The organism is Nitrospirota bacterium (assembly GCA_016194305.1).
In the GTDB taxonomy this organism is placed as follows: Bacteria; Nitrospirota; Nitrospiria; order JACQBW01; family JACQBW01; genus JACQBW01.
Map to the genome: position 1 here is coordinate 1 of JACQBW010000020.1, position 23049 is coordinate 23049.

The 23049-nt window shown below is 44.9% G+C and carries 23 protein-coding genes; 5 read left to right on the forward strand and 18 right to left on the reverse strand.

What is annotated here, in order from left to right; all coding sequences use genetic code 11:
* From dprA to HY200_07405, 8 genes are all read right to left on the reverse strand, one after another.
* On the reverse strand, nt 1-951 hold a 951-nt coding region (gene dprA / locus HY200_07370; GenBank protein ID MBI3594763.1), incomplete at its 3' end, for a DNA-protecting protein DprA.
* Nucleotides 952-956: 5 nt separating this feature from the next.
* The gene (locus tag HY200_07375) at nt 957-2981 is read right to left on the reverse strand and encodes an Rne/Rng family ribonuclease (protein MBI3594764.1); all 2025 of its coding nucleotides are present in this window, start codon (nt 2979-2981) and stop codon (nt 957-959) included.
* A gap of 62 nt (nt 2982-3043) precedes the next feature.
* Nucleotides 3044-4159, reverse strand: coding sequence for a rod shape-determining protein RodA (gene rodA, locus HY200_07380; GenBank protein ID MBI3594765.1), 1116 nt, complete (start codon nt 4157-4159; stop codon nt 3044-3046).
* An 80-nt stretch (nt 4160-4239) separates the two neighbouring features.
* Nucleotides 4240-6117: a penicillin-binding protein 2 gene (mrdA, locus tag HY200_07385; protein ID MBI3594766.1), complete on the reverse strand. Its 1878-nt coding sequence runs from the start codon at nt 6115-6117 to the stop codon at nt 4240-4242.
* A complete protein-coding gene (gene mreD, locus HY200_07390) occupies nt 6065-6604 on the reverse strand; it encodes a rod shape-determining protein MreD (GenBank protein MBI3594767.1) in 540 nt (179 codons plus the stop codon). The genes mrdA and mreD overlap by 53 nt, the downstream gene beginning before the upstream one ends.
* Nucleotides 6601-7503: a rod shape-determining protein MreC gene (mreC, locus tag HY200_07395; GenBank protein ID MBI3594768.1), complete on the reverse strand. Its 903-nt coding sequence runs from the start codon at nt 7501-7503 to the stop codon at nt 6601-6603. The genes mreD and mreC overlap by 4 nt, the downstream gene beginning before the upstream one ends.
* Nucleotides 7504-7561: 58 nt before the next feature.
* Nucleotides 7562-8575, reverse strand: a complete 1014-nt coding sequence (locus tag HY200_07400) for a rod shape-determining protein (GenBank protein MBI3594769.1) — start codon at nt 8573-8575, stop codon at nt 7562-7564.
* Nucleotides 8576-8629: 54 nt separating this feature from the next.
* On the reverse strand, nt 8630-9088 hold the full coding sequence (locus tag HY200_07405; GenBank protein MBI3594770.1) for an RDD family protein: 459 nt from the start codon (nt 9086-9088) through the stop codon (nt 8630-8632).
* 187 nt (nt 9089-9275) lie between these two features.
* Here HY200_07405 and HY200_07410 point away from each other — a divergent pair, with 187 nt between their 5' ends.
* Nucleotides 9276-9962 carry a SurA N-terminal domain-containing protein gene (locus HY200_07410; protein MBI3594771.1) on the forward strand — a complete coding sequence of 229 codons (687 nt, stop codon included), beginning with the start codon at nt 9276-9278 and terminating at the stop codon, nt 9960-9962.
* Nucleotides 9963-10021: 59 nt separating this feature from the next.
* Here the strand turns inward: HY200_07410 and HY200_07415 are convergent, their stop codons facing one another.
* The 5 genes from HY200_07415 to HY200_07435 are packed head-to-tail and all read right to left on the reverse strand — an operon-like array spanning nt 10022 to nt 13152.
* Nucleotides 10022-10480, reverse strand: a complete 459-nt coding sequence (locus HY200_07415; protein MBI3594772.1) for a RidA family protein — start codon at nt 10478-10480, stop codon at nt 10022-10024.
* Nucleotides 10481-10526: 46 nt separating this feature from the next.
* The gene (locus HY200_07420; protein ID MBI3594773.1) at nt 10527-11318 is read right to left on the reverse strand and encodes an ABC transporter permease; all 792 of its coding nucleotides are present in this window, start codon (nt 11316-11318) and stop codon (nt 10527-10529) included.
* The gene (locus tag HY200_07425; GenBank protein MBI3594774.1) at nt 11315-12043 is read right to left on the reverse strand and encodes an ABC transporter ATP-binding protein; all 729 of its coding nucleotides are present in this window, start codon (nt 12041-12043) and stop codon (nt 11315-11317) included. The genes HY200_07420 and HY200_07425 overlap by 4 nt, the downstream gene beginning before the upstream one ends.
* 36 nt (nt 12044-12079) lie before the next feature.
* Nucleotides 12080-12724, reverse strand: a complete 645-nt coding sequence (locus tag HY200_07430; protein MBI3594775.1) for an HAD family hydrolase — start codon at nt 12722-12724, stop codon at nt 12080-12082.
* A complete protein-coding gene (locus HY200_07435) occupies nt 12721-13152 on the reverse strand; it encodes an HIT family protein (GenBank protein MBI3594776.1) in 432 nt (143 codons plus the stop codon). Before HY200_07435 ends, HY200_07430 begins: the two co-directional genes overlap by 4 nt.
* A gap of 127 nt (nt 13153-13279) precedes the next feature.
* Here HY200_07435 and HY200_07440 point away from each other — a divergent pair, with 127 nt between their 5' ends.
* The 3 genes from HY200_07440 (at nt 13280) to tpx (ending at nt 16239) form a co-directional block, all read left to right on the forward strand.
* Nucleotides 13280-14158, forward strand: a complete 879-nt coding sequence (locus HY200_07440; GenBank protein ID MBI3594777.1) for a methylenetetrahydrofolate reductase — start codon at nt 13280-13282, stop codon at nt 14156-14158.
* Between the two features lie 180 nt (nt 14159-14338).
* Nucleotides 14339-15664, forward strand: coding sequence for a replication-associated recombination protein A (locus tag HY200_07445; protein ID MBI3594778.1), 1326 nt, complete (start codon nt 14339-14341; stop codon nt 15662-15664).
* Nucleotides 15665-15732: 68 nt separating this feature from the next.
* Nucleotides 15733-16239, forward strand: a complete 507-nt coding sequence (gene tpx / locus HY200_07450) for a thiol peroxidase (protein MBI3594779.1) — start codon at nt 15733-15735, stop codon at nt 16237-16239.
* Nucleotides 16240-16301: 62 nt separating this feature from the next.
* Here tpx and HY200_07455 read toward each other — a convergent pair whose 3' ends face one another.
* The 5 genes from HY200_07455 to HY200_07475 all read right to left on the reverse strand — a co-directional run bounded on the left by HY200_07455 (nt 16302) and on the right by HY200_07475 (nt 20861).
* Complete coding sequence (locus HY200_07455) at nt 16302-17624, reverse strand: MFS transporter (protein MBI3594780.1); 1323 nt, start codon at nt 17622-17624, stop codon at nt 16302-16304.
* 156 nt (nt 17625-17780) lie between these two features.
* On the reverse strand, nt 17781-18389 hold the full coding sequence (locus tag HY200_07460; GenBank protein MBI3594781.1) for a formylmethanofuran dehydrogenase: 609 nt from the start codon (nt 18387-18389) through the stop codon (nt 17781-17783).
* Between the two features lie 35 nt (nt 18390-18424).
* A complete protein-coding gene (locus HY200_07465; GenBank protein ID MBI3594782.1) occupies nt 18425-18691 on the reverse strand; it encodes a hypothetical protein in 267 nt (88 codons plus the stop codon).
* A gap of 7 nt (nt 18692-18698) precedes the next feature.
* Nucleotides 18699-20264, reverse strand: coding sequence for a SagB/ThcOx family dehydrogenase (locus tag HY200_07470; GenBank protein ID MBI3594783.1), 1566 nt, complete (start codon nt 20262-20264; stop codon nt 18699-18701).
* A gap of 36 nt (nt 20265-20300) precedes the next feature.
* A complete protein-coding gene (locus HY200_07475) occupies nt 20301-20861 on the reverse strand; it encodes a DNA-3-methyladenine glycosylase (protein ID MBI3594784.1) in 561 nt (186 codons plus the stop codon).
* Nucleotides 20862-20964: 103 nt separating this feature from the next.
* Between HY200_07475 and HY200_07480 the strand changes: the two genes are divergently transcribed.
* The gene (locus tag HY200_07480) at nt 20965-23046 is read left to right on the forward strand and encodes a thioredoxin domain-containing protein (GenBank protein MBI3594785.1); all 2082 of its coding nucleotides are present in this window, start codon (nt 20965-20967) and stop codon (nt 23044-23046) included.
* The last annotated feature ends 3 nt before the right edge of the window (nt 23047-23049 follow it).

Here is a 23049-nt window from a genome sequence, read left to right on the forward strand (position 1 = left end):
TATATCATATATTTTTTTTTCGTCAGGTTCCAGCTCCTGCACTTGCGGTGGAGAAAGAATGTCGGATTGGGATTGAAACTGTCCATTAAGCTCTTCAAGAATGTCAGTCACTTTTTCCACCAGTTTTGCTCCCGATTTAATCAGTGCATGCGTTCCCTTGCTCAGTCCGCTATGAATCGGTCCGGGAACTGCAAATACCTCTTTTCCCTGTTCCAGGGCCATCGAAGCAGTGATCAGGGATCCGCTCTTTTCGGCCGCTTCAATGACTACGACACCCAAAGCCAATCCGCTAATTAAGCGGTTTCTCCTCGGAAAATTTTCTGGCGCAGCAGACATGCCCATTGCAAATTCAGTCATAACAGCACCCTGTCCGCTAATTGCCTCCTTTAATGCAAGCGAACCCATTGGGTAGTGAACATCGATTCCGCAACCCAATACGGCAATTGTTCTCCCTCCCGCGTCTAAAGCAGATTTATGGGCTATCTGATCGATGCCCATGGCGAATCCACTGACAATCGTCATTTGGCTATGAACCAGATCCCGAGTCAATTCAGCTGCAATTTGTTTGCCGTAATACGTGGGTTTCCGGGTTCCCACAACTGCAATAGATTTTAAATCCTGTCCCCAAATCTCTCCAGTCACATACAGATAAGGAGGCGGATCATAAATATTTTTAAGTTGCGGTGGATAATGAGGATGAAAATAATGAATCAGTGAGACAGAGTGCGCCTTGATGAGTTCAATCTCACGAATGACATTCGCGTCCCCCTTAAATCCCAGAATTCCCTCAATCGACTTTTCAGATAGTCCTTCAATTCGAGAGAGGGCCTGCCGCGATGAAAGAAAAACTTTCTCCGGTGGTCCGATTTCATCAAGCAACCGCCTGTAAAGAACTGGTCCGATTCCTTGAACGGAATTGAGAGCCAGCCAGGCGTAACGTTCGTCTTCCATCTTATTCAAACCAGTGTGATATTATAGTGTTCCACATGCATGCTATGGTCAGGTTTAACAACAATTCTTTTCTTATAGACTTTCTCAAGCTCCTCGATTCCTTGTCGCTCCTCGTCATATAAAAGCGCAGTCACATCAGGATGGGCGACTACAATAATTTTTTTCTCTCGCGGAGAAGCACCAACCCGTCTTATTTCTCTAAAAATTTCATAGCAAATCGTCGCCGCAGAACGTGTATAGGATCTTCCTTCACAGTAATGACACGGTTCGCAAAGAATTCGCTGGATATCATCTCGCGTCCGTTCTCTGGACAACTGGATCAGCCCCAGCTCGGAAATCTTGAGTATGTTAATTCGAGCTTTGTCTTTTGACATGGCTTCCTGAAGTGACTGGAAAACCTTTTCCTTATTCTTCTCTCGCTCCATATCTATAAAGTCTATAATAATGATCCCGCCGATATTCCTCAATCTCAGTTGATAAGCGATCTCCTTGAGAGCTTCAAGATTCGTCCTTAAAATTGTTTCTTCAAGATCCTTCTTCCCCACATATCTTCCCGTATTCACGTCAATAACTGTCAAAGCCTCCGTCCGGTCAATGACCAGATATCCTCCTGATTTCAGCCAGACCTTTCTCGAGAGCGCCCTGGAAATCTCAGTTTCGATTTCGTAGGCGTCAAATACGGGTTCTTCTTTAGTATAGAGCTCCACTCGGGTCGATAATTCCTGAAGATACATTTGAGCGTAGTCTTTAATCCGCTCATATTCTTCTTTTGAGTCAATCACGAGGCGGTCAACTTTTTTTGTAAAGAGATCTCTCACGGTTCTGAAAATAAGGTCAAGATCAATATGCAAAAGAGCCGGGGCAACAATTTTCTCTTTCTTCTTCAACATGCTTTGCCAGAGGAGTTCCAGAAATTCCATATCTGATTTAAACTCTTCTTCAGTCGTCCCTTCGCTGACCGTTCGGATAATATAGCCGCTCCCAGGCTTTCTCAACCGATGAAGCATTTCCTTTAATCTGCCTCTCTCTTCCGATCCTCCAATTCTCCTGGAGATTCCGATATGATTCACAGTTGGCATATAGACCAGGTATCGCCCGGGCAAAGAGACATAAGTTGTGACTCTCGGACCTTTTGTTCCCATCGCATCCTTAGAAACCTGGACGAGTATTTCCTGCCCCTCTTTCAGGAGATCCTCAATCGCCTTAGTGGAACGACGCGATTTAGATCGCGTCTTAAAATGACGTGATCGATTTCTTCCTCTCGATGGACCTCCTGAACGTCCCGGTCTGGAGGACGGTCCCTTCTGTTCATTTGTTTTAGATTGAGCCACCTCGGGCTCAGAAAGGGGACTTCCGATAACCGGTTCCGTACCGGAGGACTCCTCAATGAGTTGATCGGATGGAATATCCGAATCCCGAATATCTTCGTCCAGTTCCGAAATCGCTGAATCTTGAAGAAACGGAGGTTCTTCCAAAGAAAGGGATTCTGCCGGTGACAGGAGGGACTCTTCTTCGACAAATATTTCTTCGGTCGACGGAAGAGGTTCAGATAATCCGGTAAAATCCTCCTGAACAATTAATGATTCCAAGGTTGGGGCATCTGCGATAACCGTCTGGATTTCAGAAACAAGGTCAGATTCGACCGCCTTGTCCTGACCGTCGGATAAGTTCCCAGAATCGCCATTTCCCTTATTTAGCGTTTGAATGTTTTCTTCAATGGCCTCTCTACCTCTGAAATCAGGAACAGACTCCGCCTCGTCGTCCTCCTGTTCTTCCATGAGATATTTTTCGAAATCGCCTCCCCCCGTGGAAACTTCAGAGACATAAAGGAACGCCGCCTTTTCAACACCAATATCGACAAAGGCTGCCTGCATACCGGGAAGGACTTTTACAACTTTACCCTTATAAACATTGCCAACAATTCCGCGGTCTTTCTTGCGGTCAATATAGAATTCGGTCACCACTTTATTTTCCAGGATGGCGACACGCGTCTCCTCATGTGTGGCATTTATGATTATTTCAGTTGCCATATTCATTCTCCCATAACAGAACAAACCTGTTGAGGCCGTTCATCATTTTCTCAATTTAATTTTTAATAAAAGAGCATAAATCTTCGAATCTTCACATTCATCAAAATGCCGAGAGCCGCCATCGTAGTGACCATGGCCGTTCCTCCATAACTCATGAGCGGAAGAGGCACGCCAACGACCGGCATCATCCCAAGCGTCATACTTATATTGATCATGACATTAAACCCGATCATTCCAATCACACCAACTGCAAGGAATGTTCCCAAAGCATCTTTGGCCTTAAATGCAACGTCAACACCCCAGAGAAGAAGAAGTCCAAACAAAACCAGCAATATCAGAATACCGATGAATCCCCATTCTTCGGCAAAAACTGCAAATATGAAATCGGTATGGCCTTCGGGAAGAAACTTAAGTTGGCTCTGTGTCCCACCCAATAATCCTTTTCCGAAAAGTCCTCCTGAACCGATCGCAATTTTGGATTGTATAATATGGTATCCGGTCCCGGACGGATCATTTGTCGGATTTAAAAAAGTCAGGAGTCGCTCCTTTTGGTAGGACTTTAGGTGATGCCAGAAAAAATTCCAGAGAAACGGAAGGAACATCAAAAAAATTAATCCAACAAATATTAATGATTTGGATCTAAAACCCACCAGAAACAACATCGAAATAAAAATAAAAGACAGTGAGAGCCCGGTCCCCAGGTCAGGTTGTTTAAGAACCAGCATGAAGGGGATGCCAAGCAAGACGAGCGGGAACGCGAGTTGACTCATTCTAAATCCGCTTCCCTGGGCATTTTCAGAAAAATATTTCGCCAGAACAAGCAATATGCCCAATTTTGCAAACTCAGACGGCTGAAAAGAAAATGGACCCAAGGAAAGCCATCGTTGCGCACCCAGTCCGACTCTCCCAAATAACATAACCAGAAGGAGCAGTAGCACCATCACACCGTAGATCAGATACGCAAATCTGGAAATGGTGTGGTAGTCAATCACCATGGCAATAAAAAATGCCCCGAATGCGATAATTATCCAATAGATCTGTTTTAAATAAAGGGCTGATTTCACCTGTTCTTTATGAAGCGATACGCTATAAAGTGACAAGACACTCAGAAAAAGTATGCCAAAAACGATCAGGAGAAATTTCCAGTCGAATTTTGTTATCAGTCGGCGATCAAACATTTTTCCTCAACCGTTAATTACCGGCAGTCCTTGTTCCCTCTCTGATCCGCTGGTCGAGGGACTCGCTGAGACGAGACCGCTTAGCTTTTTTTTAACGTTTGCTCCCCTCCTTCCTTGGGTTTGTTTAAATAAGCTTCAAATACTTTCTTTGCCAGGGGAGCCGCTGTGGATCCGCCGTGTCCCCCATGTTCTACCAACACGGCAACAACAATTTTCGGATGATCATAGGGAGCATAGGCGACAAACCAGGCATGATCTTGTAACAGCTTTGGAAGCGTTTTTGAATTGAGATTCCCTCCGACTCCGGCCTTTGCCGCAATGACCTGTGCAGTTCCGGTTTTCCCCGCAGTTTCAAAAAACTCCGACTTGGCGCCGCCGGCAGTTCCATGGGGTTCATGAACGACGCCCCGCAATGCTTCCCGCACGATTTTCAACGTTCTGGAAGAAATTTCATGAGATTCGAGCAAAACCGGAGGAAAAGTTTCCTTTCTTTCATTCTGCCGGTCGTAGGTCTCTTTCAGGAGCCTCGGCTTATATCGATATCCGCCGTTTGCAACCTGACTCATCATATAAGCGGCCTGAAGTGGGGTGAAATTTACGTATCCCTGCCCAATGGACACGGATAGAGTTTCACCCGGGAACCACTGCTCATTTCTTGTTTTCAGTTTCCACTCCGTAGAAGGAATAATCCCTTCTTTTTCAGAGGGAAGGTCAATTCCGGTTGCATGTCCGAGTCCGAAGCGATGCGCCTCGTCCGCAATCAGATCGATCCCAAGTTCTTCTCCCAATTTATAAAAATAAACATCACACGATTCAACAAGTGAGCGGTGAAGGTCCACGATACCATGTCCCCCTCTTTTCCAGTCTCTGAAAACCCGCTTTCCGAAAGGAAGCGCTCCCTGGCAGCTCACTCCCTGTTGGGGGTCCAGCTTATTGGCCTCCAAGGCGGCAATGGACATCAGGATTTTAAAAACTGATCCCGGAGGATATGTTCCCTGAATAGCCCGATTATTTAGGGGTTTGAACGGATCTTTCAGGAGAAGGTCCCACTCCTTCTGACTAATTCTTTCAGAAAGGGCCTGGGGGTCAAATGCCGGGTGACTGGTCATGGCCAGAATGTCACCCGTTTCGGGTTCCATCGCGACAATTGCCCCTGCCTCCTCGCCAAGACCCTGTTCAGCCGCCTGCTGCGTTGCAAGATCAATCGTTAAATAAAGATCTTTGCTTCCTTCAGGTTCTCGAACATTCAAGATCTTGATTTCATGACCCAGGGCATCCACTTCTATCCCTTTCTCGCCTGGCTCACCCCGAAGATACTGGTCATATCTTTTTTCAATTCCATACTGTCCGATTAACGTCCCCGGCGGAAGATTGTCATAAACGGACGACTCCATCTGTTTTTCATTTATCTCACTGACATACCCGAGCACATGGGAAGCCGTCCTTCCAAATACATAATTGCGCTGATATTCCACCTCTATCTTTAGTCCGGCCAGATTCAACTGGTCTTCCTCGAAGAGCGCTACTTCCTTTAACGTCAGCCCATCTCTAATCTTAACCGGGAGGTAAGGCGACGACTGCCGCTGGTCGATTTTTTTCACGATTTCTTCATTCGGAAATCCCAGAACTTCGCTCACTTTATGAATGACATAGTCATGATCCTTCACATCTTCCGGTATCAGGTAAAGTGTAAACCCGGGGACATTATTGACAAGAATATTGCCATTTCGATCGTAAATACGGCCCCTCCGGGGCTGTATAAATACTTCTCTTATCCGATTGTTTTCAGATTGCTCCTGATAGAAGCTCCCTTCGTTAATCTGAAGCGTCCAGGATCGAACAAGAATTCCGCAAAAACCGATTCCGATAACGATCAGTAAAAAAACGATCCGGCGCTGAATCTTTCTAAGATTTTCCTGGGGAAGAGAAGAATAATCTCTCAAATCCATCCTTTTCATCCAAAAATTCTTTAATTTTAAATCGTTTCACTAAAATCCAGAACAAGAGCGATCCCAGGAATGCATCAAGTACTCCCTTGGGAATGATGAGTTCCTTCCAGGGATAGTGCATCAACACTTCTCTCGAAGTGAGGTCCAGAAATGAAAAAACCAACATGCTGTAAAAAAGGGAAAAGAAAAACAAAATAAGGAGATTGAAAAACCATCTCAGATTTAATAATGCCTGGCGAATCAATCCGGCAAAAAAACCAATGATCAATCCACTTTCCATTTGAACAAAGGTTGTCCCTCCCGACAAGATATCAGCAATGAACCCTACGCCGATGCCCATCAAAGCCCCCCGGACATTTCCGTATAAAAGGCCTGTGAAATAGATAGCAAGAAATCCCAAATCCGGTTTTATATTACCAATTGAAATGTAGTCCCCTATCATGCCCTGGAGAGGTATCAACATCGTAATGAGAGTAAAAAACAAGAGACCTTTCATTTTTTTTGGATTCCGACCAATTCCGCATCCGCCGCCGGAGACGAACGGATAACCATCACTTCTTCGAGTCGAGAGAAATTGACCGCCGGAACAACCTCGACTGACAGGAAAGGGTCACCGGTCATCAGCTCTGTGGTCTTTTTACCCTCAGATTCGGATTTTTGATCCACTTTGATAACCGATCCGATTAAAATTCCTTTGGGAAAGGTGGGTGTTAAACCTGACGTTTCGACCTGATCTCCGACAGTAAGCTTTAAGTCTACGGACAAATACTTAACCCGCGTCAGGCCTCTCAAGGTCCCTTCCAGAATTCCTTGGTCCCGCGTTCTGCTGATCAAAGCGGCGACCGCGCTATTGCGATCCGTAATGAGCTGAACAATTGAATTTTTAGATCCGACTTTAAGAATTCGACCTACGACTCCTGCCGAAGTCATGACACCCATGCCCGGCTCTAAGCCGTCTTGACTTCCCTTATTGATTGTGAGTGATTTATACCAGTTTGACGGTTCTCTTAAAATGACCTCTGCCACGGTCAGTTTAAGAGGAGGAGGAAGGGGAATTTCCAGGAGTTTTCTTAATCGTTCGTTTTCGAATTGAGTTTCCTTTAAATAATTATTTTCCCCTTTGAGGACATCGAAATCTTTCTGGAGTTGAGCGTATTTTTCGCGGGTCTGAACGATATCAATATAGTTCGCCCAGATATGAGTCATACCTCCAACCAAGGAATGAATCGAGGCTTCAGCCCAATAGCCGAGGAAAAGTACCGGATTCTGGATTTTGGAAGGAGGCGACTTCGACAAATCAAGGGTCACGGCAATAGCCAGGACCATGATCAGTGAAACGGCAAGGATGATTCTTTTGATAAATCGGTCGCTGCGTGAAAAGCGAAAAATGCTCATAGGCTCAAGACAGGAAGCCACCAAAGCAGGGAAAAATCGAACTCGATTCCTTTTCCCTTTATTGAGCCATTATTGAAACTTTTCTCAAGAGGTCGAGTTGATCCAACGCTGTTCCTGTTCCGAGCACTACGGTGGTAAGCGGATTGTCAACCGTAATGATTGGCAGGTTTGTTTCTTCCCGTAGCCGGATGTCCATTCCCCTTAACAGAGAGCCCCCTCCGGTCAGAACGATTCCCCGATCAATGATATCTCCTGAAAGCTCAGGAGGCGTGTTTTCCAAGGCCACCTTAATGGCATTTACAATCGCACTGATCGGTTCAGCAAGCGCTTCTCGTACCTCCGCATCATCAATGACAAGCGTCTTTGGTATTCCTGAAATTAAATCCCTTCCTTTAATTGAAAATGTTTTGCGTTCATCGGGGGGATAGGCTGATCCGATTTCAAACTTAATCAGTTCGGCCATATGGTCCCCGATTAACAAATTATATTTCCTCTTAATGTAATTCACGATCGCGTCATCCATTTTGTCGCCGGCGACTTTCACAGATTCGCTGTAAACAATCCCGGCCAGGGAAATTACGGCAACATCCGTTGTTCCGCCGCCAATATCGACAACCATATTTCCGGACGGCTCTTCGATCGGAAGTCCCGCACCGATGGCTGCCGCAATGGGTTCTTCAATCAAATATACCTCTCTCGCACCGGCCAATTCTGCTGAATCTTTGACAGCTCGCTGTTCTACTTGAGTGATTTTGGAAGGAACACAGATGATAATTCTGGGCCTTACAAAAGTGCTCCGGTTATGCGCTTTCGTTATAAAATGCTTCAACATCTTCTCAGCGATTTCGAAATCTGCAATAACGCCATCTTTCATAGGACGAATCGCAACGATATTTCCGGGAGTTCTCCCCAGCATTTTCTTGGCCTCTGCACCCACGGCCAGAACTCTACCCGACTTTTTTTCTATCGCGACAACCGAAGGTTCATTAATCACGATTCCTTTCCCTTTTAGATAGACAAGGGTATTGGCGGTTCCCAGGTCGATTGCCAAATCGTTAGAAAAAAGGCCCAGAAGACTGCTCGTTAATCCCACTTCCACTCCCTATACAGAAATTGAGCCCTTTGCTCAAAGGTTTTTAATTTCAAAACTCTCGCTATCCACGACCTGGGTATGAGCCAATTCGTCTCCGATTCTTAATCCCTTTTCGTTTCCAATCATAAGTAGAAGCTCAAATCCAATGATGGCAAAAAACAGAATCCAACCTACAATGGGAATCAGTAAAAACAGATAGGCAATAAGCAAAGGAAAGTTACGGATGATTGACTCTCTAAATGAAGCCTCTTTATTCTTTTGCGGAATATAAGTCTGCAGGCCTACCAATCGCTTTCCAATACTTTTACCATGAAATAATCCATCCGCAATCAAGAGGTAGGTAATACTAATATACAACCCGACAGGTGGAAAGAGTTGCCTGAGAACCGCTATGAACAAAAAATCGATTAATTTCGCTATGACCCGGTGTAGAATGACCGCCTTGGGAAAAATAGCCTCAATCGGTGCTACCTGTTCGGCGGAAAATCCCATATCAATTCAAACGACACTCTTTTAATAGACAAGTATATCCAATATAATCAATAGCGTTTTGATATTATAGGAAAATCTCCGGTGATTCAACTAAATTGTCAAAGCCCTTGTGAAATTAACTGATCTGAATTAAAATATAACCATTAATTGAAAAAAAAGCAAACCTAAGAAAGGAAGAGATTCAGCCATGTTAAAAGTTCTTCGAGAAAGTGCCATTGAAAATCCCTGGTTTTACCGATTAATCATGCTTGCGATCGCGGTTGCCTTTGTGATTACGATGGGTTGGGGTATGGGTTATACCAAATCAGCCAGCAAGGATTATGTCGCTAAGGTAAATGGGGAATTAATTACATTGGACGAGTTCCAGGATTCCTACCGAACATCCGTCGCATTTTACAAAAAAATGATGGGAGAGAAGTACAATGAAGAGATGTTAAAACAGCTTCATATGAAAAAAAACGTCCTGACTAGTCTCATCGACAAGAAATTATGGCTTGAAGCTGCAAAGGATATGGGGATAACCGTGTCCAATGAAGAGTTAATATCGCTGCTGAAAGGAAACGAGCTTTTTCAGAAAAATAAAATATTTGATGAATCGACTTATCGTCAGGTATTAGCCTACAATCACCTCAAAACCGCGGACTTCGAAGAGAGCCAGAGAAAAGAACTTCTCTATGAAAAGATCAGGGCGACTTTGAAAGAATCTGTGATGCTTTCTCCCCAGGAACTGCCCATCACAGGAACCGCGGAAGAAAATGAACGCGTTTCCAAAGATAAATTGAACCAAAAACGAGAAAAAGCCGTGCAAAGCTTTTTGGAAAACATGAAAACAAAATCCAAAATCGAAATCAAGAACGAATACATTGAAGGATAGTCTTTCTTAATGGATTCCCGTTTTGGCGGGAATGGCAGTCCTGGAACGAGATTCAAATCTTAAAAAATCTGCACGATCAGTTCGATTTCAACGGGAGCATTCAGCGGGAGCTCGGCGGCTCCCACCGCGGTGCGTGCGTGTTTTCCTTTTTCGCCGAATATTTCCACAAGGAGTAACGAAGCACCATTCAGCACCTGCGGTTGTTGGGTAAAACCTTCGTACGAGGCAACAAAGCCCCCAAGCCGGACAAACTGTTTGACTTCGTCCAGGCTCCCGATCTCTCTTTTAAGGATCGCCAGAACATTTAATAATGCCTGACGGGAACATGCTATCCCCTGTTCAACGTTCACCTCTTTTCCAACTTTTCCCTGAAAAAGCAGTTTTCCCTCTTTCAAGGGGAGCGTCCCGCTTAAAAAAACCAGATCGCCCATCCTGACCGCCGGAATATAGGCTGCCACCGGTTCCGGAGGTACTGGCAGGATAATATTCAACTTAAGTAATTTTTCGTCTATGGTCATATCCTTTTCCTTTCTGACCGTTCAGAAGAGTCATGTGTCAGCAATATTATTCGCCGCTTTTGAGAAGCAGCCCCTTTTCTCTCACTTCCCTGAGCATCCAGGAGAAAAAGAGTATCGCCATCAAGATATACAATCCATTCAACAGAAAGGCAATTTCCAATTCCTTGAACGAAACCGAACCGCGTGCCACGACCGCTCTCATCCCTTCGAATGTATGGGAAGCCGGAATCCACCAGGCAATCTTCTGCAGAAAAGGTGGCAGGACAGACACCGGATAAAAAACTGCGGAAACAGGCTGGAACAGAAAAGCCAGGCCCCAGGCAAGAACTTCCGCTTCCTGACCAAACCGAAGAATCGCCCCTGTGGTCATAATTCCGATGGCCCAACCCATTAAAATCAAATTCAGCACGAGAAAAAAGAGCGGTGGGCCGAGAGAAAAAATATTGTAAGAATAAAAAAACATGGCGAGTGTCAGAGTCACCAGAAAGGTGGTCACAACCTTGAAAAGGCTCACGACCAGGGTTCCCATAATAAATTCAACCGGAGTCAACGGAGAAACAAAGAGATTCAGTAAATTTCTCGACCAGACCTCTTCCAGAAATGAAATGGAAATGCCCTGTTGGGCGCGAAAAAATATATCCCACAAGATAAGGGCTCCGATAAAAAAAGAGACAAAAAAGGGAAGTGCGGATTGATATTTTTGAAGATAGACCGTAACGAAGCCCCAGACCATAAGATCTAGAACCGGCCAGTAGATAATTTCCATTATTCGGGTCGGGCTTCTCTTGTAAAGGGAAAGATGCCGATAAACAATTGCGTTGATTCTATAGAGTTTCATGGGCGGACTGTCTCTCGGGAGAGTTTCAGAAAAACCTCTTCAAGCGTATCCTTTTTAAATTGTTGAATGACCTCCAGCGGCGTCCCGTCTGCAATAACTTCTCCCCGGTTCATAAAGAGGATCCGGTCGGAAATGGTTTCGATTTCCTGCATGTTATGCGAAGTGTATACGATGGTGCATCCAGACTCTTTCTTCAATGCCATCAGAATCTCCCGGACATGTTCGGCCATGTCCGGATCAAGGCTGGCGGTCGGTTCGTCAAGAAATAAAATTCGTGGTCGATTTAAGAGGGCTTTTGCCAAATTCAACCGGGACAATTGCCCGGTCGAAAGTTCCCTCGTGAGGCGGTTTTGAAACTGCGTAAGCTCGCAGAGCTTTAACAAATCCGAGATTTTCCCCGGATAATTCTTGACATGATATATGCGGGCAAAAAACGTTAAATTTTCCCGCAATGTCAGCGAGAGAGGCATCGAAACATAACTGGAGGAAAAATTGACCTCGCTGAGAATTGCTTCGCGATTCCGGGTGTAATTTTTTCCAAACAAGGTGATCGTCCCTGATGTAGGAGTCAGGATACCTAAAATCATTGCCATCAGGGTTGTCTTACCCGCACCATTGGGACCGAGTAGGCCGAGAATGGCTCCTTCTTCGACTTCAAACGAAACGGAATTGACTGCAACCACGTTTTTAAACCGTTTGACAAGATTTTCTACTTTGATAATCATATCTGAATGCGAACTCCTCTAAAACAGGGGAGCCCCTTAACTGAAATCAGAGAGCAGCTCTTCAAGGGTGTCGATGATTCGTTCCGGATGGTGAGGAAACAGTTCGTCACGGGTATAATTGCCTGTCGTAACAGCATAAATAGAGACACCTGCTCTCCGACAACATTCAATATCAATCGGTCCGTCTCCAATGTATAAGACATCGCCTGGAAGAAGGTTGAACTTCCTGTTTAGATGATCAATCATTCCCGTATGGGGTTTTAGCGGGTATCCATCGCCATCTCCGACAACGGCAGAGAGATACGGGAGGAGTTTAAATTCCGTTAAAATATCTCTTGAAAAATCACCGTACTTGTTAGAAATCACCGCCAGATTCACCCCTTTCCGTGAAAGCGAAGTGACCACATGAAATACGTAAGGGAGAAGATAGGTTTCTTTGAGATACACTTCCTTGTACTTTGATCTGAAGTGGACCACCCCCTGCTCGGACCGCTCTTCTCCGACTAGATCAAAAAAAGACTCCTTCAGCCCGCCCCCGACTCTTTTCTTAACCTGATCGAGGGAAAGTCTGATAGTTTCGTTCAACTGGCTTAACGCAAAATTATACCCGCTTTGAATTGCAGTAAACGAATCGATCAGGGTCCCATCCAGATCAAAATAAACTGCCTTAAATCTGTTCATATATTATTTCGAATTTTCAAAATCACTTGTACTATTTCCGGTTCCGGAAGATGAAGTGGGTCATGAGGTTTACTCCAGACCGTATCCGACCAGGCCGGATCATTTTTGAATCTCGGGACAATATGCCAATGAAGATGAGGAACTTTATTTCCTAACAATTCGTAATTGATTTTGTCCGGTCTAAATGCCCGATGCAACGCCCGTGCAGCGAGCGAAAGATGTTTCGTGTAGAGATTTCTTGGTTCCTCAGCCAAGTCAAACAGTTCTTTGACATGGGATTTGTATTCAAGAAAACAATATCCTTTGAAAAACTGGTCTTTATTCAGATACAAAACCGAGTCTGAAAATGCAATGATCTCAAAAGGTGATTTTCGTTTCAGATGACGACAGATCGAGCAACCGGGGACCTGAATCTCTGGATGGGTCATTTTCATTTCTTGATAAGATAAGGGAAAAATCCAGCTCTATCAAGGCAAAACTTGCCTTGCATCATTTTTTTTATTTATGTTATGATCCAAAGACTTTGATTTTAAAATGATTTCCTGATGGAAGACCATGAGAAAATTCCAGACCTCGCTGAAACAAAATAAGTTTGTCGTGACGGCCGAATTTGGCCCTCCAAAAGGGACCGATATCGCCAGTTTAGTTAAAAATGGTCGCGATATCACCGGCTTGGTTGACGGAGTCAATATTACCGACAATCAGAGCGGCGTGATGAGGGCCTGTCCCCTTGCGATTTCAAAAATATTGATTGATATCGGAATCGACCCCATTCTCCAGGTGACCTGCCGTGATCGCAACCGGCTTGCGATCCAGTCTGACCTTCTCGGAGCTCATATCCTTGGAATTCGAAATCTTCTCGCCTTAACAGGTGATCCTCCTCATATTGGAGATCATAAAGATTCCAAACCCGTATTTGACCTTCAGCTCGATCAGTTGCTCGGAGCGGTTAATTCCTTAAATGCCGGCAAAGATCTGGCAGGGAATAGTTTGACCAGTCCAACAGAACTTTTCGCTGGAGCTGCGACCACGCCCGAAGCGGATAATTTTGAGCTGGAATGCGCAAAGTTTGAAAAGAAGATCGAATCCGGAGCTAAATTTTTTCAAACACAGGCGATTTACAATCTCAAAAGATTTGAAGAGTTTATGAAACATGCTCGAAAATTTCAGGTCAAGGTCATCGCAGGGATCATTCTTCTGAAATCTTCGGGAATGGCATCGTTTATGAACAAATATATTCCTGGAATTAAAGTACCGGAAAAACTCATCGAATCACTTGAAAAAGCAGGCAAAGAAAAATCGCTGGACGTGGGAATAGATATCGCTGTCAATACGATTAAGGAGCTCAAAGGAATGTCAGACGGGGTCCATATTATGGCGATTAATGCGGAACATCTACTCCCTCAAATCATCCAAAAATCCGGGCTAGCATAGTAGCCTGTTGAAAAAGCCCAAATTTTTTGTTCTCGTCTCTCGGCAAGCCTCACGTACTTAATATCTACGCTCCGGTTGCCTCCATCCTGCGGCCCACGACCCTCAACCAGAAAATTTAATAGAGGAAGTCCTCGGCAGGGGGAATTTGGAACTTTTTGAACAGGCTATAAGAGCAGAAAAATGGACCTATTTTCAAGAAACGCTAAGAATGATCCCACCAGACCCTTAGCAGACCGTCTTCGTCCAACCGATTTTAGTGAATTCTTCGGGCAGGAACACCTCCTCGGTCCCGGTAAGTTTTTTTCACCTGAAAATCGAAATCGCCTTCCTTCATCGCTGATTTTCTGGGGCCCTCCGGGATCAGGTAAAACGACTTTAGCCCAACTGATTGCGAAAATGAGCCAGACCCATCTGGTTACTCTTTCCGCAGTCCAATCCGGAGTCAAAGAGCTTAGAGAAACATTTTCGGAAGCACGACTGCGCCTGCAGAGTGCCGGCCAGAAGACCATTCTCTTTCTGGACGAGATTCATCGATTTAACAAAAGCCAACAAGATTCCTTTCTTCCCCATCTTGAAGACGGAACGGTGATCCTCTTCGGAGCAACCACTGAGAATCCGAGTTTTTCACTCAACGCACCCCTCCTCTCCCGATGTCAAGTCCTTACGCTCAGTTCCCTTGACCGGTCTGAAATCAACAAGATTCTTAAGAGAACCATACAAAATCCTGCATCAGGATTTGTATTGCTCAATCTTGTGATTGAAGAGTCGATTGTAGAACAAATTGCAGAATGGGCCGAGGGAGATGCCCGGAGGGCACTCAATCTGCTGGAAGCCTCCATTGCAGTGGCCAAAACTGAAAATGGGAAGAAAATCGTTACCGAAAAAATTGTCATCGAGGCGGCACAAGGAAGAATTCTCGCCTACGATAAAAAGGGAGAGGAACATTACAATACTATTTCGGCTTTTATCAAAAGCATGAGGGCAAGTGATCCGGACGCTTCAGTCTACTGGCTCGCCCGGATGCTGGAAGCAGGTGAAGATCCTCTCTTTATCGCCCGGCGGATGATCATCTTTGCGTCCGAAGATATTGGCAATGCCGATCCGCAAGCCCTCCAGGTCGCAACCGCCGTTCATCAGGCTTTCCAGGCGGTAGGCCTTCCGGAAGGTTGGATCCCGTTAAGCCAGGGGGTCATTTATCTTGCCACCGCTCCAAAAAGCAACGCCTCTTATCGGGCTTATTTAAATGCAAAAGAAGCGATTGCAAAACAAGGAAGCCTTCCCGTTCCTCTCCACCTACGAAAGGCACCCACCTCTCTCATGAAAGAGCTGGGGTATGGCAAGGAATATCACTACCCCCATACCGAACCGATTGAAGCCGGGAAACAGCATTATCTCCCTGATCAACTCTCTCAAGATCGCTTTTATGAGCCTACGAACGAAGGTCATGAAAAAACAATCAGAGAAATACTTGAAATAATTAGGAAAAACCGTCCCAAAACAGATTGACTTCAAATGGGTATTGGCTTTAGGCTAGAGACTTAATGATGACTTTTATATAAAAAGGAGGAAGTTGAATGAATGAACGGAAAGGTATTATCACCATGCAGGGGAACCCCCTGACTTTATTAGGCCCCGCTCTAAAGGTTGGAGACAAAGCGCCTGATTTTTCTGTCATTGCAGGGGACTTGTCCCCAGTCACTTTGGCAAACTCAAAAGGGAACGTCCGGCTGCTCAATGTCGTTCCTTCTCTTGATACCCCGGTCTGCGACGCCCAGACAAGGCGATTTGACCAGGAAGCGGAGAAATTCCCTTCCAATATTGAAGTGCTGACCATTAGTATGGATCTTCCGTTTGCCCAGAAAAGATTCTGCAATGCGAATTCCATAAAATCAAAAACGCTCTCTGATTTCAATACAGCCAGTTTCGGTACAAACTATGGCGTTTTGGTGAAAGAGCTTCGTCTTCTGACCCGCGCAATCTTCGTCGTGGGAGCCGACGACAAAATAAAATACCTGGAGATCGTTCCTGAAATTACCACCCATCCTAACTACGACAAGGCATTAGCGGCAGTGAAAGCCTGAATTGGACAATTAGGAAACTGTTGATGCCTATGGCCCTCTGAACCAAAAATTCAGGGGTCCTTTTACTTTTCAACCGATGTGGAGCGAGGATTCTTTTGAAACATCTCTTTGAAGGAGAAAACTTCCACGTGGCGCACTTCCTGTATTCTTGGGAGGAAGGTGAGATAGACGATGAGTCTTAAAACACCTGATATGAGAAAGAGAAACATCAGATTTGATCTTAAATGGAAATGAATATTTAACAGGGTAAAGGTGTCAGGAAAAATCTTGGTGAAAAGACCCCCGGTCATCGCTCCCAGAAAGATACCGAGCGCATTGAGCGTACTGTAGACGGCTATACAAACGGCTCTTTTCTCCGAAGCAACTGCATCAAATACAAAAATTGAAACGCTCAGACTAAAGCCCGCCCAAACGAATCCCGCTAAAAGCTGGATTCCCATGATATAGTAAAAATTGGGAGAAAATAGCCATAAGATCGGAAGTGCCGGCATGAGAAGCCCGGTGATCTGCAATACTCTTCGGTTCCCAAATCGATCTGAAAAGTTCCCCCAGTATAAATAGGTCAGGTATTGGCTTACCACACCGGTGCCTACGACGATCATGTACTTAAAATAGGTGAACTGAAGATCATGAAGCATATAAACAGCGAAAAATGGGCCGGAAACCTGCACTGAAAATGAAATAAGGGCCGAATAGACGACAAATCTTAAGAAATTCGAATTCTTAAAATACCGATAAAAATCTCCCAGATAAAATTTTTCTCTTTCCTGATTGAGTGGAAGTTCATCCATCTTCCTGAGATAGAGGAAAGAAGCCCCTCTAAATAAAGCCGCGATTGTAAAAATGATGACAAACCCTGATACCGGAGTGGCGCTGTTGCGGGTTTCATCTAAAATGACACCTCCCAGGAAAAGTGCTGTGAATGAACTCAAACTCATAATCTTGGTTCTTTTACCAAAATAATTCCCCCTTTGATCAATCGGTACGAGGTCACCCATCAGACTGTTCCAGGGCGGACTGGCCAGGTTTCCCAGTAGAAAATAGAGAGAGGTTCCGAGGAGGAGAAAAAGAACCGCATGTTGAGGAATCAGAACAGGAAGCCAGAGCAATGGAAGCCAGGCGACCGCCTGGAATCCGACTCCTGCGAGAATGAGCTGTTTACGGTTGCTTAAACCGGCAAGCAGGTACGCGGAAATGATCTGAAAAAACGCGCCAAACAATTGAGGAACCGAAACGATAAGTCCAATCTGTGCGTTGGTCGCCTTTAAAAATAAGGCAAAGGGGATTAAATAGCTCTCTCCGATCCCAACCATCATGGAATAGCAGGCGCCATCCTTTATCCCGTAGGAAAGGTTCTTTTCTAAATCTAGTTTTTTTTGCTGCAATTTCCAACCCGATCAAATAGAGGTGAACCGATAGGACGTCATAGTCTGGAAGATTCCATCAGGTATCCCTTTTAATATATCCGACGAAATTCAAACCGTAAAGGAGCAAAACTGATTGCGGGGAGAGCCGATACGAAAGAATCCAAATATTTTGATTTAGGTCCATTTTTTTCGTTCAAGCAGTATTTCCCGGCATTCCTTGCAGACCTTTTTCTTATCTATCTCCTGCAGGCGCCCTTCATGGGTAAACTCACCGCATTGACCGCAAGGCTTTGCTTTATACTTTCCGACTTTGGGCGGGGGGGCCAGCTTTATCTTTTTAACTCTAAAAAGTTTATCTTCCGGAAGAGTGAGTATTTCCTGAAGTTTTTGGTCCAGCTCTTTTTGAAACTCCGCGCGCTGTTCCGGGGTTGAGCCGGGACCGGTCATCGCTTTTCTACGTGCACTGTGGGAACCATCTGGATCAAATGTCTCCCAATAATGGCAATATATCCGGACGGCATTTTGTGTTTTCGTGTTTTGAAGGAGGTAGACCGGCTTTCCGGTTGCCGTCATCATGAGATTTCTTTTCCCAAGCGTGCATCCTGTATATTCCTGAATCGCATCGACTGCACAGGTTTCATTTTCTACCATCGCCACCACTTCTTTCATATTCTTTAGCTCATTGCCCATTTCTCTGACCGCCGCAACGGATATACGGTATCCCATCGCGATATCGAGACAGAGATGACCGTGAAATGCGACTACTTCTTCAAACGTTTTCATCTTTTCTTTTCCTCACTCAACATTAAATAGATCGATTATTCTTTCATGGATTCAAGCGTTTCCTTGATTTGTTCCTCTACTTCACTTCGAATGATATGATCGGCTGAAAGATCAAGAAGGTCATCTTCAGATACAGACATGAACTTCCGCGCTTTCTTCCGCGTTAAAGAGATCAAAAAATTACCGTTGGATGGCGCCACTGGAATAACCGCCTCGACAGCTGAATCAATCTGCTTCAGGATCTGTAAAAACTGGGTCCTTCCCTCTTCAAAATCATCCATTTTAAACCTCTTTTCCTTCATAAATGCCTTAACTGGCAGACGCGGCCGGCCGGCCAACGGTGGTAACATAGACAATGGCATATTCCAATGATAGCATGAGTAATTCGTTAACTTCGTCATCAAAAAAACCGCCGATTCCGCTTGCTCCGAGTCCGAGATGAATCGCAGCCAGGTTTAGCCGTTGTCCGATATGTCCCGCGTCCAGATGAAGATAACGATAAGCTCTGTTTCCATATTTGTTAACTGCGTTTGGCAGGTGCGAGGCATGAACAATAATCACAGAGGCATCTCTTCCAAGCTCCTGACCCAAACAAAACTCCCAGCTGTTCTGCTTGAAATTTCCCTTTCTAACCAGACGTAATTCCTGTTGAACCGGCGCATAATAATAGACGCCCGATTCGATTTCGAGAACGCCATGGACGATCACGTAGGTTTCCAGCAGAGATGGATCAAAAACTTGCGGCAGCCCCCGGTTTTCGGACTCGCTTTCATCTTTTAGTATTGCCGGTTCATATGCAAATTTCAAAAGGTCAGCCAGTTCGTCTTTAAACAGCGGTTGTCCAGAATAAGACCGGGTCGATCGACGCTCAAGAATGGTCTGTTCGATCCCTTTTTCTTCCGTATTCAGGCTATTGCCTTCAAGAACAGTCGAAGGAGAGGCTTGAAATTTGTCTTCAATGGTGGAAGAATCAGGTACCTCTCCTTCTAAAACAAAATCCTCCTGCCCCAGGTAAGATGTCAGGTGTAATCCCAATAAAAGTGGGAGTTGCAGACTGGTCTCGGATGATTTAATCGTTGAAGGATAGACAGAACTTCTCCTGATTTCGCGCGCCTTCAGCGACTTGAGAAGGGGTAACGCGTTCATCATCAAAACACCTTCCTTATCCTCCTCAAGAAAGAGGAGCCGATTCAACGCTTGATCAAAGAAACCGCTAATGGGGTAAACTCCTAGGCCTTCCTTTTTTGCGTAGGCATTCAGATTCCCAAGAACATGACCTGTGTCGAGAAGGATTCTCCGATACGCCCTGTCCTCATATCTCCAGGCACTTCTCCAGAAGACCGCCGTCATAATAACAACCAGCCTGGATTGATGAATTGCTTCATGACCAAAACAGTACTGACTGAATGCGTTCCAAAAATTACCTTCCCAGAGAGGAATCAGAGAATGGTCTTTAACCTGAAAATTATAAATGCCGTTGTCAAGATGGGGAATGTCTCTTACCGCAAGATAGATCTCAGTAGGATAAAGGCCCCCCGCCGTCGGAGCAGCTCTTAAATAGAGTTTGGAACCGTTGGGATACTGCAGAATTCCTGTCACGCCATTGGTAAAATACAGGAGGCGCGAAATATTTCCCAATCCAAGCTCGTCTTCCTGCTCAAAGGGGGGATACCCGAGAGCCTTGCCCGTAAACGGATTCTTTTGAAATGGAAGATAAGGGATTAAATCAATCTTTTTATCCGAGTGATAATCTTTAAAGGGAGAAGGTTGAGAACTCCAGTCGAGCTGCCTCGGATTATTGGCAATCTCGTCTCTGAAATATTTTGTTTTTTGATGGTAAATTTCTGCAAAAGAATTGACTTCTTTGGGTATCATGGTCAATCACGTCCTTAAAAGAAGGAACTTTTTATTTCAATTTATGCCGTAATTCTTGAGAAAAAATCGCCAGAGCTTTTCTTTTCCCTCGGTAATACCAATCCGGGGAGAGATTCCAATGTCAAGATGAACCTTTTCGAGATCGCCCTTATAGAAATAGAAATCGGGCGTATGACATAAATCGATGTCATTCTGTTCTCTCCCGATTCCCAGACCTCTGCAAAAATTCCCGGGCCCGATCAGAATCTTTTCTGCGCTCTCTTTTTTACCCCTCCGATCCTGAATCTCTTTTAACAACGTAAGAGGGATCCCTCCCCGGATAAGAACTGCGGAAGGAATCTCCATTTTTTCCGTCACCACGTTGAAACAAAAATGCATGCCATATATAAAGTAGACATAACTTCTACCCCCTTCTTTAAACATCGGTTCATTTCTGAGGGTTTTGCCCTTAAAAGAATGGCAGGCAGGATCGTTGACTCCGTAAGATTCTGTTTCAACGATTATAACACGATTTCCTTTAAAATAGAGGGATTTTCCAAGAAGATCTTGCGCTACGACCTCAGGAGGCCGGAGGAAAAACGGCCTTTTCAGTCTCATGAAATGATCATATCGTTTTTCCCTTTAAGCTGTCTAGTGGTTTTTTGTTTACTCCGATTTCCAACCCCATTAGAATAATAATGACAAATCCCTGGAAATGCCAATGACTGAACATCCGTTTACAAATGCGCTAATTAATGAAACAAGCCCTTACCTGCTTCAACATTCCCACAACCCGGTTGATTGGAACGGGTGGAATGAGGAGACTCTTGCTAGATCGAGAAATGAAAATAAACCGATATTGCTCAGTATCGGTTACTCTGCCTGCCATTGGTGCCACGTCATGGAAAAGGAATCCTTTGAGGACCTTAATATTGCTGAAATGATGAATCACTATTTTGTCTGTATTAAAGTGGATCGGGAGGAACGCCCGGACCTGGACCAGATTTATCAAAATGCCGTCCAGTTTTTTCTTAAAAGAGGGGGAGGATGGCCTCTCACCATGTTTTTAACTCCGGACCAGGTACCGTTTTACGGAGGAACCTATTTCCCCCCTGAAGATCGTTACCAGATTCCCGGATTTCCGCGGGTTCTCGAGGCCGTGGCCAAGGCATTCCGCGAAAATCAGGGCGAAGTCTCCAGGAACGCGAGTCAGGTTCTCTCGGCCCTGGCCAAAATGTCCAGCGTGAATCAGGATTCGGCTGAAATTTCTCCGACGATTATTGCCGAAACGGTAGATCGTTTGTCACCATTTTATAATCCGACCTACGGGGGATTCGGAAGAGCACCCAAATTTCCGAACTCGCCCATTCAGGAGCTCCATCTTCGCCAATACCGAAATCAGGGAGACGAAGATTGTCTCAATCGCGTTTTATTCACTCTTTCTAAAATGGGTGCCGGAGGACTGTATGATCAACTGGGAGGTGGATTCCACCGATATTCGGTTGACGAAAAATGGCTCGTTCCCCATTTTGAAAAAATGCTCTACGATAACGCTCAGCTTGTCCCTTTGTATCTTCATGGTTTTCAGATCTCGAAAAATCCTTCTTTCAAAAGGATTGCCGTAGAGACGCTCGACTATGTCCTGCGTGAAATGACTTCAACCGAGGGAGGTTTCTTTTCAACACAAGATGCCGACAGCGAAGGAATAGAAGGTCATTTTTTTATCTGGTCTTTCGATGAAGTTAAAACGCTCCTTTCACCGGAAGAGAGTAAAGTTTTCTGCCGGTACTATGATATTACGCTTCAAGGAAACTTTGAAAAGAAAAATATACTCAACATCCCTCAGGAAATGGCCTTGGTTGCTCATGAAGCGTCACGTCCCGTTGAAGACGTTGAAATAATTATTCAAGACTGTAAGCTCAGACTCTTCAAGAAACGTGAAGAACGAATTAAGCCGTTTCGTGATGAGAAAATTCTGACCGGCTGGAACGGATTGATGATTTCTGCATTCATTAAAGGATACCGGGTAACCGAAGATCGCAGGTATCTCAGTGCGTCCGAAAAAGCCCTCGAATTTATTTTTACCCGCCTCCACCAGAATGAGTCGCTCTTCTCCTGTTATAAGGATAGCCGCGCAAAATTCGACGGATATCTTGATGACTATGCTTTCGTCACGGCGGCTCTCCTTGACCTTTATGAAATCTCCTTTGACCCGGCCCTTCTTAAAAGAACTGAACGCCTCGTGGACAAATTGCTGGCTGAATTCTGGGACCAAGAAAATGGAGGATTCTTCTTTACCGGCATTCGTCATGAACGTCTGATTGACAGGACAAAAAGCGGCCATGACCATTCCATCCCTTCGGGGAACAGCGTTTCCGCCAGAAATCTGATCCGGCTTTTTTATTTGACTGGAAACCGCAATTATCTCGACTGCGCTGATCGTTTATTCAAGATTTACGGCGGCCAGATGAAAGAAAATCCATTTGGATTTGGTTCCCTCCTCTCCGCATTGGATGACTTGAATCACAGTAGCCAGATTGTTCTGGTCGGAGAAACCAGAGAAGAATTGAAACCCTGGATTTTCCGGTTAAATCAGATTTATCTTCCGAACACCCTGGTCTGTCCGGTCATCGAAAAAGAGGAATCGCACCTGCCGATTGATATTGCCCGGGGGAAGAAAACTGTCGGCGGTAGAGTAACCGCCTATTTTTGCCGAAACTTCACTTGTTCGACTCCGATCTCCAATTGGGAAGAATTTGAAACGATGCTTTTTAACAAAAGAGCCCAAAAGGATAAACAGTAGAAA